General features: G+C 68.7%; 15 protein-coding genes. 14 read left to right on the top strand and 1 reads right to left on the bottom strand.

The window, feature by feature from the left end; translation table 11 throughout:
- Nucleotides 1-350 precede the first annotated feature (350 nt).
- The 6 genes from E4198_RS04280 (at nucleotide 351) to E4198_RS04305 (ending at nucleotide 5,020) form a co-directional block, all read left to right on the top strand.
- The gene (locus tag E4198_RS04280) at nucleotides 351-692 is read left to right on the top strand and encodes a hypothetical protein (protein WP_136181978.1); all 342 of its coding nucleotides are present in this window, start codon (nucleotides 351-353) and stop codon (nucleotides 690-692) included.
- Nucleotides 693-695: 3 nt separating this feature from the next.
- Complete coding sequence (locus E4198_RS04285; RefSeq protein ID WP_136181979.1) at nucleotides 696-2,078, top strand: hypothetical protein; 1,383 nt, start codon at nucleotides 696-698, stop codon at nucleotides 2,076-2,078.
- An 85-nt stretch (nucleotides 2,079-2,163) separates the two neighbouring features.
- Complete coding sequence (locus E4198_RS04290) at nucleotides 2,164-2,400, top strand: hypothetical protein (RefSeq protein WP_136181980.1); 237 nt, start codon at nucleotides 2,164-2,166, stop codon at nucleotides 2,398-2,400.
- A gap of 202 nt (nucleotides 2,401-2,602) precedes the next feature.
- Nucleotides 2,603-3,664 (top strand): hypothetical protein, encoded by a 1,062-nt coding sequence (locus tag E4198_RS04295; protein WP_136181981.1) that lies wholly within the window; start codon nucleotides 2,603-2,605, stop codon nucleotides 3,662-3,664.
- A gap of 127 nt (nucleotides 3,665-3,791) precedes the next feature.
- A complete protein-coding gene (locus E4198_RS04300; protein ID WP_210732777.1) occupies nucleotides 3,792-4,796 on the top strand; it encodes a hypothetical protein in 1,005 nt (334 codons plus the stop codon).
- Nucleotides 4,745-5,020 (top strand): DUF3253 domain-containing protein, encoded by a 276-nt coding sequence (locus E4198_RS04305; RefSeq protein WP_136181982.1) that lies wholly within the window; start codon nucleotides 4,745-4,747, stop codon nucleotides 5,018-5,020. The genes E4198_RS04300 and E4198_RS04305 overlap by 52 nt, the downstream gene beginning before the upstream one ends.
- A 30-nt stretch (nucleotides 5,021-5,050) precedes the next feature.
- Here the strand turns inward: E4198_RS04305 and E4198_RS04310 are convergent, their stop codons facing one another.
- Nucleotides 5,051-5,713, bottom strand: a complete 663-nt coding sequence (locus E4198_RS04310; protein ID WP_136181983.1) for a lysophospholipid acyltransferase family protein — start codon at nucleotides 5,711-5,713, stop codon at nucleotides 5,051-5,053.
- A gap of 393 nt (nucleotides 5,714-6,106) precedes the next feature.
- Here E4198_RS04310 and E4198_RS04315 point away from each other — a divergent pair, with 393 nt between their 5' ends.
- From E4198_RS04315 to E4198_RS04350, 8 genes are all read left to right on the top strand, one after another.
- Nucleotides 6,107-6,427 (top strand): hypothetical protein, encoded by a 321-nt coding sequence (locus E4198_RS04315; protein ID WP_136181984.1) that lies wholly within the window; start codon nucleotides 6,107-6,109, stop codon nucleotides 6,425-6,427.
- An 11-nt stretch (nucleotides 6,428-6,438) separates the two neighbouring features.
- On the top strand, nucleotides 6,439-8,604 hold the full coding sequence (locus E4198_RS04320) for a hypothetical protein (protein WP_136181985.1): 2,166 nt from the start codon (nucleotides 6,439-6,441) through the stop codon (nucleotides 8,602-8,604).
- Nucleotides 8,605-8,822: 218 nt separating this feature from the next.
- Nucleotides 8,823-9,287, top strand: a complete 465-nt coding sequence (locus E4198_RS04325; RefSeq protein WP_136181986.1) for a hypothetical protein — start codon at nucleotides 8,823-8,825, stop codon at nucleotides 9,285-9,287.
- A 289-nt stretch (nucleotides 9,288-9,576) separates the two neighbouring features.
- Complete coding sequence (locus E4198_RS04330; RefSeq protein ID WP_136181987.1) at nucleotides 9,577-11,232, top strand: hypothetical protein; 1,656 nt, start codon at nucleotides 9,577-9,579, stop codon at nucleotides 11,230-11,232.
- 353 nt (nucleotides 11,233-11,585) lie between these two features.
- Nucleotides 11,586-12,428, top strand: coding sequence for a DUF4397 domain-containing protein (locus E4198_RS04335; RefSeq protein ID WP_136181988.1), 843 nt, complete (start codon nucleotides 11,586-11,588; stop codon nucleotides 12,426-12,428).
- A 26-nt stretch (nucleotides 12,429-12,454) separates the two neighbouring features.
- Nucleotides 12,455-13,135 carry a class F sortase gene (locus E4198_RS04340; RefSeq protein WP_136181989.1) on the top strand — a complete coding sequence of 227 codons (681 nt, stop codon included), beginning with the start codon at nucleotides 12,455-12,457 and terminating at the stop codon, nucleotides 13,133-13,135.
- A 60-nt stretch (nucleotides 13,136-13,195) separates the two neighbouring features.
- Nucleotides 13,196-14,020, top strand: a complete 825-nt coding sequence (locus tag E4198_RS04345; protein WP_168711367.1) for an anti-sigma factor — start codon at nucleotides 13,196-13,198, stop codon at nucleotides 14,018-14,020.
- Nucleotides 14,013-15,203, top strand: coding sequence for a lycopene cyclase family protein (locus tag E4198_RS04350; protein WP_136181991.1), 1,191 nt, complete (start codon nucleotides 14,013-14,015; stop codon nucleotides 15,201-15,203). Before E4198_RS04345 ends, E4198_RS04350 begins: the two co-directional genes overlap by 8 nt.
- Nucleotides 15,204-15,219 lie beyond the last annotated feature (16 nt).

The following is a 15,219-nucleotide window of genomic DNA, read 5'->3' on the forward strand; positions in this document are numbered from 1 at the left end:
AAAGGAGTCAGACGGGCATTACGGTGGGACACGAAGGCCTCCGTGCGGTGAAGATTCGACACCTCCACCACACACGGAGGCCTTCGCCATGATCAAGACCTGTGAGTGTCAACAACGCTCATGAGCAATACAACTAGGACGAGCATCTCAGCGAGACCTCGCAGCGGTGAGGCCAGAGTCAGTACCCGTCGAAGTCGGGACTTTGCGGGAGAAGGCTCGAACCGATTCGGCACCGGGCCTGCCTGCGACTGGATGACGGCTTCACGCCAAACGACCTGTTCATGCGGGTTGGCGACTATCCGAAGCCCAAGATGGGTATCACCCGATCATGGACGATCTGGGGGGCGTACATGACATCTCATGCCAGCGGCTTCTCGGCAAGTGCCAAGTCCATCGACGGAAGCTCGCATCTGCTACTGGAGATGGCAGGCCTGCTGTACCAGGGGAGGCCTGACGGCGAGTTATCCGTCACGGCCCGCGTTCCGCGGTCGCATCAGGAGGTCTCGGAGGAGATCTACTCGTTCGCGCACTTCACCAACGACCAGTTTCTGGACACCGTTTCGCTGCTGGCCGCCCTGTCCACCAAGCTGAAGACCAACAGCGTGGCGTACGCAGAGACAGAAGCCGGCGTCCAGGGGTCGTTGAACGACATCCTGGCCGACAGCCACTTCGTTCGCCCCGAGGACAGGTGAGCCATGACTTACCGTGCTGACGTCGAATTCCTCGAGCTGTGCAACCCGGCACTGATCGAGCAGAACGCCGACGAGTTTCAGCGCCTTCACCAACTACTGGATTCGACGGACGACTCCTTCCGCAAGGCGAAGCTGACGGACTGGACCAGCGAGGCCAACGACCGCTACGAGAGAGAACTCCGCGAGGCCGAGTACCTGGCCAGGGATCTGTCGGTGGCCTACCGGGATGCGCGGAAGGCTCTCAACGACTACGCGGACGCCGTGAAGAAAGCCAAGGGACGCTTCCTGGACGGCACGTCCTGTGAGAGCAAGCTCTCCGAAGTCATGTCCCGGGTTGCCACTCCGGTGACCGAGACCGCACAGCAGGCCGAGCCGATGAGGCAGTGGGAAGATCTGCGGAAGCGAACCGGCGTGCTCGACTGGATCGCCGAGATCGCAGTCGATGTGGACGAGATCAGAGACGAAGCCGAGAACTACTACAACCAGATCGAACAGGCCTACGCAGACGCCGCCCGCCTCGAACGGGAGGCACGGGAAGACTGCACAGCCGATCTACGGAAAGCGTATCGTTCGCTGCCGGACCTCCGTGGCGACGTCCCTCATCCGTCGACTCTTCTGGCCGGGATGCCTGGGTTCGAGAACGAAGTCCGGGAGGCCGCGGACGACCCCTTCGTCGCTCTTCCCGGAACGGGACCGAAGGTCGACGGCATTCCACGCGAAGTCGGAGACGGTCGGGTGTCCCCGAAGCTGCAGGAGATACGTTCTCGCCTCGAGGGAATGCCGGAGGCCAAGGGAAACAACTACTGGCTCCCCTCGAACTCAGACGAGGACCGCCGCGACTGGATCCACGCCAACCGGGAGCAGATCCGGGACGCTGCTCAGCACACCGGGCTGCCCGCCGACATGGTCGCAGGCATCGCTTGGCAGGAAGTGCAGGGCGACCCGGGGTGGGCCGACGACATCGCCCACAACTACCGCCAGAACCAGCACGAAGCCTGGCCGGAAGTTCAGTGGGTGGCAGACAAGGTCGGACTCAGCGGCGAAGCCGACGAGACATCCATGGGGCCGATGGCCATCCAGCTCCGGCGCTCCGCGGAAGTGCTCGGCTACGACCCTCAGCACATGACGCCGGCCCAGTGGAACGAGGTCGAGGAGGCCACTCAGAACCCGGGGACGAACATCTACATCGCTTCGGAGTACCTTGCCCAGCTCAAGGCCGAGAGCGAGTTCGCCGACGTTCCGGCGGACGAGATGACCCCAGCTCAGCAACAGGAGCTCGCGGCACGGTACAACGGAGGCCCCTATTGGGAGAGCGACGCCGCTCAGGCCTACGGTCGAGGCTTCGCGAACAACGCCGAAGACGCCAGGCAGGCTCTGCGTGACTGATTCCGAGACCCGTCCGCGTTCCCGCACGTGGGCGCGGACGGCCGCCCAGGGGGTGTGTTGCCTCGCCTTGGTCATTCTCCATGCCGTGGGAGGCTTCTTCATCCTCAACGCCCTCATGACGACCTCGGAGGGGGCGTGGGACACGAGCGTCACGGACACGGTCCGGTTGATGGCCGGCTTGGGGCTCTTGACGGAAGTCCTTGCGGTCGCCGTCACAGCCGCGTTCGTCGCTCTCGCCGGTCTGCGGAAATGGTGGTTCGTGATTCCTGCGCTCCTGGCGATGACCGCAGTCGCCCGGATGGTGCTCGCTCCCGGGACATGAGCACTCTGCCTGCTGAGGCTCTCCACCCACACTGTCCGCGCCGATCATCACACTGCGCGACGAGTAGTCGTCACACCGTCACCGTGCGGTGTACGCTGCCGTCTGAACAGGTTGCCCCATTCCGAACATGAGGCAGCTGCCGGAGGTGTTAGCGCACCAGCCCGGGGGCCTACACCCCGAGGACTTCGAAGGAGTCCCCGAAATGCTCCGGCATGCTATCGCGCCTGCGCGTGCGTTCGCGCAGATCCCGAACGCCATCCTTCGCCATCCCCGCCTGTCGTCGGACGCGAAGACCCTCCTGAACTGGCAGCTGTCGCTCCCGCCCGGAGACCGGCAGTGCCTCAGCGACACCGCCCGGCGCGCCGGGATCGGCAAGTGCGCTTTCCAGAACGCCAAACGCCAACTCCGCGACGAGGGTTACCTGCACGAGTGGCGGACGCAGACCGGCGGCGGTCGCTTCGTCACCGTCCAGCTCGTCTCCAACGCACCGCTGAGCACGAAGGAAGCGCTTGCCGTACGCGACGGGCTCCAGCCCGCGCCCGGTGGGGCGCGCCTCACGGAAGCGCGGCCGAGTGACCGGAAACCGGCCGCCGGTGAGCCGACCGACCAGGCCGTCGGCCGTCAACCAGAAGAGAACACCGGGAAGAACACCCACCAACCCGCCTCGTCCGCACCCGAGCGTGCAGCGGAGGTGACGACAGAGCCGCCGCACGCCCAGGCGGAGCCGGCAGCGACCAACGGCGGCGCGCAGCGCTCCGAGGAGCCGTCCACCCGCCTGCTGGACGCAGAGGCGTTCCTGCACTCACTCGGACGCGACGACCCACGGCTCAGCCTCCCCCGGCACACCGCCCTTCACCTCGCTCCCCTGGCCGTCGGCTGGCTGGACACCGGATTGCCACGCGATCAACTGCGGCGCACCCTCACCCAGGGCCTTGCAGGTGCGCGTTCGACCGTCGCCCTCCTCCGCTGGCGCCTGGCGAACGCCCTTTCCGACACTCCTCCCCCGCCGCCGTCCGGCCCACGCCCGCAGCCGCGTCTCACCGGCATGCGCGAGTGCCGCACGCGCCACACACAGCCGCGCCTGTTCACCCCGGCGCCTGGTAGCGACAACGATCTCTGTCCCGACTGCCGCGCTGCTGCCGCCGAGGCCCCCGGAGACGGCCCGGAACCGCTGGACGCCCCCGGCTTCGCGCCTTCCTCTCCGCTCGCGCGGTCAAGCGTACGCAGGGCCGGGCCAGGTAGCCCTCAACAACGTCGCACTTGACGCTGCTTCGGACGAACAGCCCGGCAGGTGGAGCACACCGCGTCGCGAGCAGGCAGAGCCGTCTTTGGCGGTCGGTGCGCACGCCTCCGCGTCACTGGACACGTGCGGCAGCGGTCACGTCCGCGAGGTGAGCGAGTACCAGTACTACGAGTTCCAGGCCCTCGACCGCCCACTCCGCCGGGAGGAACGGGAAGAGCTGCGGGCGATCTCCACCCGGGCCCAGATCACCGCCACCAGTTTCACCAACACCTACGAGTGGGGTGACCTGCGCGGGGGTCCGCGTCGCATGACCGAGCGCTACTTCGACGCACACCTGTACGTCACCAACTGGGGCACCCATCGACTGATGCTCCGCCTGCCCAAGCGGGCGCTGGCCCTGGCCACGGTGAAGCCGTACTGCCTCGACCACCGTGTCGACGCATGGACCACCCGCACCCACCTCCTGCTCGACCTCACCAGCGACGACGAAAGCGGCGAATGGGTGGAGGGCGCCGAGGACTCCCTGGCCGCCCTCATCGGACTACGCGACGAACTCGCCGACGGCGACCTGCGCCCCCTCTACCTCGCCTGGCTCTCCGCGCTCGCCGCCTGGGAACTCGAAGACGACGAAGAGGAGGAGTACCAGACCTGTCCCGAGCCGCCCGTTCCGTGCGGACTCGACGAACTGACGGGCCCGCAGCGCGCGCTCGCGGACCTGCTGCGTGTCGACGACGACCTGCTGGCAGCCGCGGCCCAGGACAGCCGCCCCCGGGAAGCCGGCCAGGCCCACGAAGAGGGAACTCGCCCCGCTGATCGCCGGCATGCCCCCGAAGGAGAAGGACGCTCTGCTGCTGCAGCTCGCTCTCGGCCCGGAACCCGGGTGGCGAACCGAACTTCTGCATCGTCTTCGCGGCACCGAACCACCTGCCGCCGCCGCAGGGCGCCGTTCCGCCGCCCACCTCCTGGACACCGCGCACACCCTGCGCACCGCACGCAGGCAGCACGGCAGGACGTGATCGTCCCACCCGTCGAGCAGGAAGCCGCCCCTCACCCGAGAGAGTCACGCACGACGTGCTGGGATCCGGTGCGAGACTGGACAGCGTGGTGGAGAGGGATGAGCAGCTCGACCAGCGGCTGGAGCGGGCCATCGTGAGCCTGCTGCAGCGCCGTGCCGAGACTGCTTCGATCTGCCCGTCCGACGCCGCACGCGAGGTCTACGAGGGTGACGGCGAGGGCTGGCGGGCCCTGATGGAAGCGGCCCGCCGGGCGGCTTGGCGTCTGGAAGCGGCCGGCACGGTCGAGGTGACCCAGGCTGGGCGGCCCGTCACGGAGACTGAGGTGCGGGGGCCTATCCGTATCCGGCTGACACGTCGGTAGCCGGGTCGCGACGGCTTCCCGTGCGGAGCCTCATGCGGCGAGCGCAGCGGGTTCGCCGAGGCGGGATGCGGCCACACGCCATGCGGTGGTCACCGCCCCGTGGGCCCGGGCCGTTCTCGCGGGGTGGTCGCCGGTCAGGGCCAGTGGCGCGCCCACGTGCACATGCAGGTCCGGCCGGCGCAACGGCGCCGTGACCAGCCCTGCGAGCTGCTTGACGGCGCCGCCCGAGGTGACCCGGCGAGCGCCGGCCTGACCGACGGGGACGACGGGGGCACCGGTGCGTTCGGCGAGCCGCACCAGACCGCTGCGGAAGGTGCCCGGTGCCGCTTCCGCGGCACCCCGCCGCAGGGGCAAGCCCCCTTCGGCGTAGATCAGGACCAGCCGCCCCTTGCTCAGGGCGTCGGCTGCGGCGTCGAGCGCGTCCGCGGCGCGCCGGTGTCCGCGACGAACCGGGATGTGTCCTCCGCGGGTGAGAGCGCACCCCAGCAGGGGAATGCGCCACAGTCCCGCGGCTGCCATGACGACCGGCTCGATACCGAGGCGGTGCAGGGCGGCGACCACGATGGCGGGATCGGCGAGGGAGGTGTGGTTGGCAGCGAGGATGCTGCCCGGCGCGAATGCGGCATCGGGGTCGGTGGTGACCGACAGCCGGCCTGCGGCGGGCACCAGCGTGGCAGCGATGCGGTTGAGCATGAGCGTGCTCCCGGTCTCTACGATGTCGGCCTTCATCATCGACGGCGGTTATCGCCCCGAGCCTGAGTAGCGGTACTCATCTTCCGCTCCGGCGCAGGTCCTCCGTCGCCTCCGACAGCCGCCGTTCCGGGCGCACGTGTTCACCTGCGGTGCATGACGTACCTCGCGCCGGAGCCGGCCGAGTTCTTCGACGGCGGGCCTTGCTTCACTCGGCACGGGCCGCGACGGCGAGGCGGCGGGGATCGTCGGCATCCGCAGAACGACGCCCGTGAGCAGGCAGTCCGCAGGGACCATGGCGCGAACCCCCCGATTCGACCGCGCCCGGGGCTCTGTAGCATGACCGGTCGACGTTCACGCTGAGCACGCAGACGATTACGTGACGGGGATGGGGAGATGAGTCGGACCAAGGTCGAGACCAAGGAGCTGACCGCCGCGGCGGATGCGTTGGTGGGCATCCGCAGCCAGTTGCGCCGGAAGGACAACGAGGCCGACGACACGACCCGGGCGGCAGGGCCGAAGATCAACAGGGCGGGTGGCTGGAAGACGCCGCAAGGGCTCGTCGCGCTCGCGGATCGCTGGAACCGCCAGGTGAAGCATCTGCACGACCGGCTGGACGGGATCAGCCGCAAGCTCCACGACTCCGAGGTGAAGTACACCGAGCGAGAGAAACAGGAGTCGGCGAACCAGGAAAAGATCCGCCAGGACTTCGGCTGAGGGGGGCCGTCATGAACTACGAACAGCTGGACCAGGCCGATCTGTCGGGCCTGGAGCAGGCGGCGAAGGACTGGCGATCCGTCAAATCCGCCTATGAGGGCCTTGGAGACGACTACGACCAGCGGGTGAGACGCCGACTGGAGCGCAGTTGGGAGGGCGAGGCCGCCGCCGCCGCGCAGAGCGAGATCGTCCAGGTGAAGAAGCAGATGGACGCCGCAGCCGGTGAAGCCGGTCGCATGGCGAAGCTGCTGGACGACATCCATCACGACCTCCACGAGTTCCAGAAGCAGCTCCGCACCCTCGAGGAGGAGATGCAGGAGAAGCACCTGCAGGTCGGTGGCAACGGTGCGATCTCGGACCACCACCCGACGCACCAGGACAAGGCCGCCCGCCACGACCCGGGCATGGACGACTGGCGTGCGGGCCGCCAGCGGCTCGTGAACCGCTACGCGGGGAAGATCGACGACATCCTCCGGAAGGCCACCGAGGCGGACGAGACCGCGGAAACCGCCCTGAAGGCAGACCGCAACGGTGAAGAGGACGACACCTTCACCAAGGCCGGTCACACCACCCTCGAACAGGTCGCCCAGGCCGAGAAGGACGCCGAGCGGGCGGCCGAACTCATGGCGGGTCGCGCTTCCCCCACCGAGCTCAGTGAGCTGAACAAACTGCTCAGCAAACACGGGAACGACCCCGTTTTCGCGGAGAAGTTCGCCAGGACACGAGGGGCGGACGGGACACTGCAGTCCTACATGACGATGATGAACCCGCCCCCGGGTTCGGGCCACGACCAGAAGGAACTGCTCAAGAAGATCCAGAAGAATCTCGGCACCACACTCGGCACCGCCACCACGGTCGACAGCCGGGCCATGGACAGGTTCGAGAAGGACCTGATGGCTGCAGGAGACAACGACTACCACTCCTCCGGAGGCCGTGCAGGCACCCACGACTACAACGGCTACCAGCTCACCAGCAGCCTGATGGCCAACGGCGAATGGGACTCGAGCCTCCTCAACGACTTCGGCACCGAACTCATCAAGGAAGAGCAGGACCGCTACCAGTTCTGGGGCTCCGACCGCGAATCCTATTGGGGCGGCGGCTCCGCTCTCGACCTCATCACCTCCGACCCCATGGTCGGCTTCTCCGACGCCCTCGGTCACAACCCCGAAGCGGCCACCGACTTCCTCTCCGGCAGCACGGACACCGACGACGGCAAGGTCGACAATCTCGACTACCTCCTCAAGGACCGCGAGTGGCACGGCGGCGACGGAGACATCGACCACCTCGGCCACGCCCTCGAGGCGGCCACGACCGGGAGGCCGTACGACTACGACGGAACCTCGATGCCGGCCCACACGCCCGAACAAGCCAAGCTCGTGAACGAACTCGTCACCACGCTCGGCAGCTCCGAGAACGCGGACCTCATCGACGGCGACGGTCGCCTTGATCCCATCAAGGACAGCCTCGGCGACATCACCGCCAACTACATGGGCGACTTCCAGCAAGCGTTCACGACCCAGGACCTTCCGACCAACGGAGCCCCTGTAGGCGGCGAGGCAGGTATCGACCGCGGCAACGCCATCAATTTCATGGCCTCGATCGGCCAGGACCCGGACGCGTACAAGGCGGTCACCGGCGCTCAGATCGGTTACACCCAAGGACTGGTCGACGAAACACTGGCGGATGGCAACGGCCAGGACTTCGGGCGGGTAGAGGATCGCGTTATCAACGTCACCACTCCAGGCTCCGAGATTGCCGGCATCATGAGCGAAGCACGCGCCGAGGCTGTCCACGGGCACAAGACGGCGGAAGCGAATGACTTCAATTCCACCGTCGACGAAGTCAACAAATGGGTCGGACTAGGAGTCAGCACCGCCACAGGCATTTACGCAACTCCCGTTGCAGGTGCCGCAGTGGGCGCCACTTACGATGGACTCAGCACGGCGGTGGTGGGTCACATTCGCCAGGACTACACCACAGAAGCCAATTTCGATGCGCGAGACACATATGCTTCCGGCGCACAGTCGCACGAAAGAGCAATGGACTCGATGGTCAGAGAATCAGCTCGGAATCACGGCTACAACGCAAGTGACTCCCAACAAATGGGACACACTGTGGCCCGCGAGTCCCAGCAGACATTCGCCGTTGGCGCAGTTGGCGCAGGCAAGAGGGGTTGATCGACTTGCGAAAATTCGCAGCCGTGCCGGCAACGACAATTATCGCCTGCCTCCTTATTACGTCTTGCTCCGCCGACGGCGATGCAAAGCGGGACACAGGCCTCCTCAAGAGTACACTCTGCGACACAAGTATCTCCACAAGTGCACTGCGGCAGATGTACCCGGGACCCTACACAAGTACCAAAATGATGCCCTCGAAAGGAGGTGGAATCGACGCCTTGGGCAGCACCGGTGGGGCCACGGAGGGCGACTGCGATATCTGGATCACCCAGAAGAAGAGTGATGTCTTTTCCGTGGTGAAAGTCGCCACCTTCATAAAAACTGACGCGCAGGCCGAAGATCTCTTCAAGAGCTACAAGAGATATTATCCAGATAACCGGATAAAGATCACCTTGGGGTCTGCGATCGGGTTCACGACCCCGGAAAAATCTGTACTCGTATTCGACTGCAGAAGCCCGAAGGGGCGCACTGCACAAAACGGTGACTTTGGCGCATCGGTCCAGGTGCTCCTTCCCGACCGCCGGAGAGGGTCCGACGTGCCCTCGGAGAGACTCGCCAAAAGTGCCGCGCGACTGGCAGCGGACACCGCACGTTACGTCAGCTCCGACGTGCTGAAATGCTCGACTCCGCGCCTACCGAGTGGCAATCCCGTCCAGAAGCCCGCAGCTCCGACGGAGTCGTAGGGGGCCGCGCACCTCCCGATGAGCGGGAGGTCCCCTGCACGGAAATCGGCGCGTCACGCGGGAACCGGGAAGTCGCCGGCCGATCTCGGCGTCGCCGACTGGCTGGCGGCAGGTGGAAGGGTCACCATGAAAGGGCGTCTGCGCGCTGTGGCGGCGGAGGTGCCGTCGGCGTGTGGCGTGCGTTTCCGCTGTCGGCGCGGCAGGCGGAGCGGGGCCGCGGGCGCGGCAGGGAGTCGGTCCGCCGCTGTGCTGGGCTCCTGGTGGTGGAGACGGCCGGAGGGTGCGTGCGATGAGCGACTACTACGACCTCGGGCGTTACAGCCGGCCGGTGTCGACCACGGTGGAGGCGGCGCAGGTCTGGTTCGACCGCGGTCTGATGTGGAGCTACGGCTTCCACCACGAGGAGGCGATCGACTGCTTCGAGCGGGCGCGTGCCCACGACGCCGGGTGCGCCATGGCTCCCTGGGGCATCGCCTTCGCTCTGGGGCCGAACTACAACAAGCCGTGGGAGGCCTTCGACCCGGTCGATCTCGCGACGAGCGTCTCCCGGGCGTTCGAAGCGTCCGAGGAGGCGGCACGGCTCGCGGAGAGGGCTGCGCCGGTGGAGCGGGCGCTCGTCGGAGCGCTGCGGCACCGCTACCCGCGGCCGCGGGCGGTGCCGGACCTGGCGGTGTGGAACCACCGCTACGCCGAGGCGATGCGCCGCGTGTACGGCGAGCACGCCGACGACCTCGACGTGGCCGCGCTGTTCGCCGACGCGCTGTTGAACCTCACCCCCTGGCAGCTGTGGGACCAGTGGACCGGTGAGCCGGCGCCGGGGTCCCGTGCCGTGGAGGCGCGCGCCGTCCTCGACCACGCGCTGGGGCTGCCCGGGGGGCCGGACCACCCCGGCGTGCTGCACCTGTACATCCACCTGATGGAGATGTCGTCCACGCCGGAACAGGCCCTGCCGATGGCCGACCGGCTCCGCGACCTCGTCCCCGACGCGGGCCACCTGCAGCACATGCCCACCCACCTCGACGTCCTGTGCGGCGACTACGCCCGCGTGGTCTCGTCCAACTCGCGTGCCATCGAGGCGGACGAGAAGTGCGTGGCGCGTTCCGGCCCGATGAACTTCTACACGCTGTACCGCTGCCACGACTACCACTTCAAGATCTACGGCGCGATGTTGCTCGGGCAGCGGGCGGCTGCGCTGCAGACGTGCGACGCGCTCGAGGCCGCGGTTCCCGAGGAACTCCTCCGCGTGCAGGTGCCGCCGATGGCGGACTGGCTCGAGGGCCTCCTCCCCCTGCGCATGCACGTCCTGATCCGCTTCGGCATGTGGCAGGAGATCATCGACGCCGAACTGCCCGGCGACTCCGAGCTGTACTGCGTCACCACAGCTCTCCTGCATTACGCGAAGGCCGTCGCCCACGCCGCCTCCGGCCGGACGGACGCGGCCGCCGCCCAGCAGGCGATGTTCGACGCGGCGCGGCTGCGGGTGCCGGAGTCGCGCATGCTGTTCAACAACACCTGTCAGGACATCCTCGCGGTGGCGGCCTCGATGCTGGAGGGCGAACTGGAGTACCGCAGGGGGAACCTCGACGACGCCTACGCCGCGCTGCGACGGTCGATCGAGCTCGACGACCACCTCCCCTACGACGAACCCTGGGGGTGGATGCAGCCCACCCGGCACGCCTACGGCGCGCTGCTGCTGGAGCAGGACCACGTCGAGGAGGCCGAGGCGGTGTACCGGGCCGACCTGGGTCTGGACGGCAGCATCCCCCGGTCCCAGCAGCACCCGGGCAACGTATGGAGCCTCCACGGCTACCACGAGTGCCTGGAGCGGTTGGGCCGCACGCGCGAAGCCGCCCTCGTCGAGCAGCAGTTGCGCCTCGCGCGGGCCAGGGCGGACGTCCCGGTGCACTCCTCGTGCTTCTGCCGGCTGTCCGCTCAGGCCGCGTAGTCCCACCGCGCGTTCAGCTCGCACCCGGTGTCCTGGGTCCTGACGGTGAGGCGCGCGGAGTCGTACCCACCGGGATCGGGTGACCGGTTTGTCGGTGATTGTGCACGGGTGCCGTAGTGCGTGCTTCGCGCTGCCCGCCCCTGTCGCTGCATGCACATGCCAGTCCCACCGGGGCGTCAGGGGGCACATCCCCTGCGGGACGGCGGCGTCGCCCGGTGCCCCCACCGGCGCCCGCCTTGCACATACATGCTCCGATTCGTCGGCCGAGCGTGCATCCGGAACACCCCGATTCCCGGAATTCAGGTCAGCAGCTTCCGCGCCGGGCGGAGCTCCCCGCGAAAGGAACCAGAGAGATGTCGTACATCCGCAAGAGCACCGCCGTTGCGGCTGCTCTCGGCACCTGCGCCCTCGGCCTGACCGCCGCTGCACCCGCCGGCGCCTCCGAGCAGGACAAGGCCATGGTGTCCGTCTTCCACGGGGTCCCGGGGATGACCGTGGACGTCTACGCCGGCGACAAGGAGCTGATCCCGGACTTCGAGCCGGGCACGCTGACGGAGCCCCTGCCGCTGGCGGCCGGCAGCTACGACCTGAAGGTCTTCCCCGACGGCGCCGACCCGAAGTCGGACGACCCCGCGATCGAGAAGACCGTCGAGGTGCCCGCCGGAGCCAACGCCACCGTCGCCGCTCATCTGAGTGCCGACGGCGAGCCGCAACTGACCGCGTTCGTCAACGACACCGCGAAGGTGGACGCCGGCAAGTCCCGCCTGACGGTGCGGCACGTCGCCGCCGCCCCGGCCGTGGATGTGCGGGCGAACGACAAGGCCGTGTTCAAGGACCTGACCAACCCGAACGAGAAGTCCGGCGTGGTGGACGCGGGCACCGTCTCGGCAGACGTGACGCTCGCCGGGACCGATGACGTGGCCATCGGCCCGGCCGACCTGACCCTGAAGGAAGGCACGAGCAACATCGTCTACGCCTGGGGCAGCGCCGAGGAGGACAACCTCGCGCTCAAGGTGCAGACGCTCTCCGGGATGCACTCCGAACCGGGCGGCGTCGAGGCCGGCATGGGCGACACGCAGGCCGGCACCAACTCCGCAGCCCTCTGGCTGGCCGGCTCCGCAGGTGCGGCCGCCCTGGCGGCCGGCGCCCTGGCACTGCGTCAGCGCCGGCAGACGGCCGCGGCCTCCCGTCACTGAGGGGAGGGGATCGCAGGAGGCATCCGATGCGACGACGCCTGCCGCCGGTCCGGGCAGCCCTCACTGCCGCGGTGCTCTGCACCGCGGCAGCGACGGCGTTCGTCCTGCTGCCCGGAGGCGGTCCGCCGCCGGACTTCGGCACCCGGACGACCGGCGACACCCGCAGCGCCGAGGCGCCCGCTCCGGCCCCCCACTCGACGCCACCGAGCGCGAGCGGAGCAGGGCGACCCGGGACGGACGCGCTGCCGACCGGGCCGCCCGCCGAGCCGGCGAGCATCCGCATCGACCGGGTCGGCCTCGCGGCGCGCGTGGAGCCGGTGGGAGTGCTGGAGAACGGAACGGTGGAAGTCCCCACGTCGCCCGACTCGGCGGGCTGGTACCGCTTCGGCGTCGCACCCGGCAAGGACCGCGGATCCGCGGTGCTCGTGGGACATGTCGACCATGCCACCGGGGAGCTCGGGGAGTTCGCTGCTCTCTACGACGTCCGTGCAGGCGACGAGGTATCGATCCGCCGGGACGGAGCGGACCGGGCGCGGTACCGCATCACCGCACGCGAGGTCGTCGACCAGGAACGGCTGCCGTCCGGACTGTTCCGCCGGGAAGGGCCTCCGGTGCTCACCCTCATCACCTGCGCTCCCCCGTACGACGAGGGGACCGGCTACCGGAACAACCTGGTCGTCACCGCAGAACCCCGGCAGCGGGCATGATCGCCCTGTGTGCGCCACGGCACCCCCGACCCGGGTGGTGCCAGAAGGAGGTCTTCCGCAGTGCGTCACATCGATCCGGCAGACCTCGCGGCACACGCATTGGACGGGCAGGCGGCGACCCTCGCTCCGTGGCAGACCGGCCACCTGCGTCACTGCGACGCCTGCATCGAGCGACTCGCGTCCTTCCAGCGGGTCGCACACGCCGGGCGGTCGCTGACGGCGGAAGACCTCCCGGTACCGGCGCCGCCCAGGGTGTGGGAAGCGCTGCTGGCCGACGTGACGAAGGACGCCCGTACGCGGGGTGCCACGCGGGGTGACACGGGCGGGGCATCCGCTGCCACCGACCGCGAGACGCCCGCCGCGACGGGGCTCACCCGCAACCGGCGCACCTGGCGGACCTCTCGCTGCCTGGCCGGCGTCGCCTCCGTCGTCTGCCTGGTGCTGGGCGGCGCCGCCGCGGGCAGTGCCGCAACCTGGTGGGAGATGCGGCAGCCCGAGACGTCACCCACAGCGGCCGGGGCACGAGCCCTCACCCCACCGAAGGCGGGCGGGGCGGGCGGGACCGGCGAGGCGCGGGGCGAGGTGCAGCTCGTGCGGGACGGCGCGCCGGGCCGCGTCCGGGTGACGGTGCACGGTCTGCCGTCCACGGCCGGGTACTACGAGGTGTGGCTCATGGACCGCACACACCGGAAGCTGATTCCGCTCGGCACCCTGGGCACGGGAGGCAGCTCCACACTCACCCTTCCGAAGGGAGTCGACACCGACGTGTACGCCCTGCTGGACGTATCGGCCCAGCCGTATGACGGCACCACGGCCCACTCGGGTAGGAGCGTGGTCCGCGGTTCCCTGCCGCTGACCGGCCGGGGCGGTGCGGCCGGTGCCTGACGTCGACGTCGCGATCGTAGGGGCAGGAGCGGCGGGTCTCTCCCTCGCACGGATGCTGGCCGACCCGCCGCCGGCAGCCCCTCGGCTGACGGTCCTTCTCATCGAGACGCCACTCAGGCGGCTGCGCCCGCCCGAGCGGACGTGGTGCTTCTGGCACGATGAACCGGGAGAACTCGAAGCGCTCGCCACGGCGTCCTGGCCGAGGGTCCGCGTGCACGGACCCACCGGCCGCGTCGTCGCATCGGACATCTCGCCGATGCGCTACCTGATGATCCGCTCTCCCTCCTACGAGCGGGAAACCGACCGCCGCCTCGCGGCCGTTCGCACCCTTTCCCGTCTCGATGCCACGGTCACCGGCATCGACTCCGGGCAGAGGGAGGCACGCGTGCACTGCACGGCACCGGACGGAGCGGAGCGTACGGTGTGCGCCCGGTGGGTCTTCGACTCCCGTCCACACGCCCTGCCTCCGGCACGGACCCTGCTGTGGCAGCACTTCCGGGGCTGGTTCCTGCGCACGGAGCACTCCGCGTTCGATCCGGGAGCCGCGGTGCTGATGGATCTGCGCACCGAACAGCCGCAGGAGGGCCTGTCCTTCGGCTACGTCCTCCCTTTCAGCACACGTGAAGCCCTGGTGGAGTACACCGAGTTCTCCCGCAGACCCCTGACCGTGGCGCAGTACGACGAGGCCCTGCGCCGTTACACGGGGAAGGTCCTGGGGCTCGGCCGCTTCGAGGTCGAGGCGACCGAGCAGGGCGCCATCCCGATGACGGACGGCCGCTTCCCCCGGCGCGTCGGTGCTTCCGTCTTCCGCATCGGTACGGCCGGCGGCGCGACGCGGCCCTCCACCGGCTACACGTTCACCGCCGCGCAGCGCCAGGTGCGCGCGGTGGCCGACGCCCTGTTCGCCGGCCGCACTCCCACGCCCCCTCCCGCGCACACGGCGAGGTCCCGGGCGATGGACGCGGTGATGCTGCGCGCCCTGGACGCCGGCCGGGTGGACGGCGCCGCGTTCTTCGAGCGGTTGTTCACGCGTAACGACACCAGGCGGTTACTGCGTTTTCTGGACGGAACGACGACACCGTTCGAAGACCTGCGGGTCGGGGCGAGCACCCCGGTGCTGCCCATGCTCCGCACCGTGGCCGAACTTCCCTGGCTGCGGCCCCGACCGCCCACGACGACCTGACTCCTGCTCACACCCT

Source organism: Streptomyces sp. RKND-216 (genome assembly GCF_004795255.1).
GTDB lineage: Bacteria > Actinomycetota > Actinomycetes > Streptomycetales > Streptomycetaceae > Streptomyces > Streptomyces hazeniae.

Bases quoted from the DNA above. Each gene is read 5' to 3' on its own strand.
- E4198_RS04280 (WP_136181978.1), top strand. From the start codon at position 351: ATGACATCTCATGCCAGCGGCTTCTCGGCAAGTGCCAAGTCCATCGAC.
- E4198_RS04285 (WP_136181979.1), top strand. From the start codon at position 696: ATGACTTACCGTGCTGACGTCGAATTCCTCGAGCTGTGCAACCCGGCA.
- E4198_RS04295 (WP_136181981.1), top strand. From the start codon at position 2,603: ATGCTCCGGCATGCTATCGCGCCTGCGCGTGCGTTCGCGCAGATCCCG.
- E4198_RS04310 (WP_136181983.1), bottom strand. From the start codon at position 5,713: ATGCTCAACCGCATCGCTGCCACGCTGGTGCCCGCCGCAGGCCGGCTG.
- E4198_RS04315 (WP_136181984.1), top strand. From the start codon at position 6,107: ATGAGTCGGACCAAGGTCGAGACCAAGGAGCTGACCGCCGCGGCGGAT.
- E4198_RS04320 (WP_136181985.1), top strand. From the start codon at position 6,439: ATGAACTACGAACAGCTGGACCAGGCCGATCTGTCGGGCCTGGAGCAG.
- E4198_RS04330 (WP_136181987.1), top strand. From the start codon at position 9,577: ATGAGCGACTACTACGACCTCGGGCGTTACAGCCGGCCGGTGTCGACC.
- E4198_RS04335 (WP_136181988.1), top strand. From the start codon at position 11,586: ATGTCGTACATCCGCAAGAGCACCGCCGTTGCGGCTGCTCTCGGCACC.
- E4198_RS04340 (WP_136181989.1), top strand. From the start codon at position 12,455: ATGCGACGACGCCTGCCGCCGGTCCGGGCAGCCCTCACTGCCGCGGTG.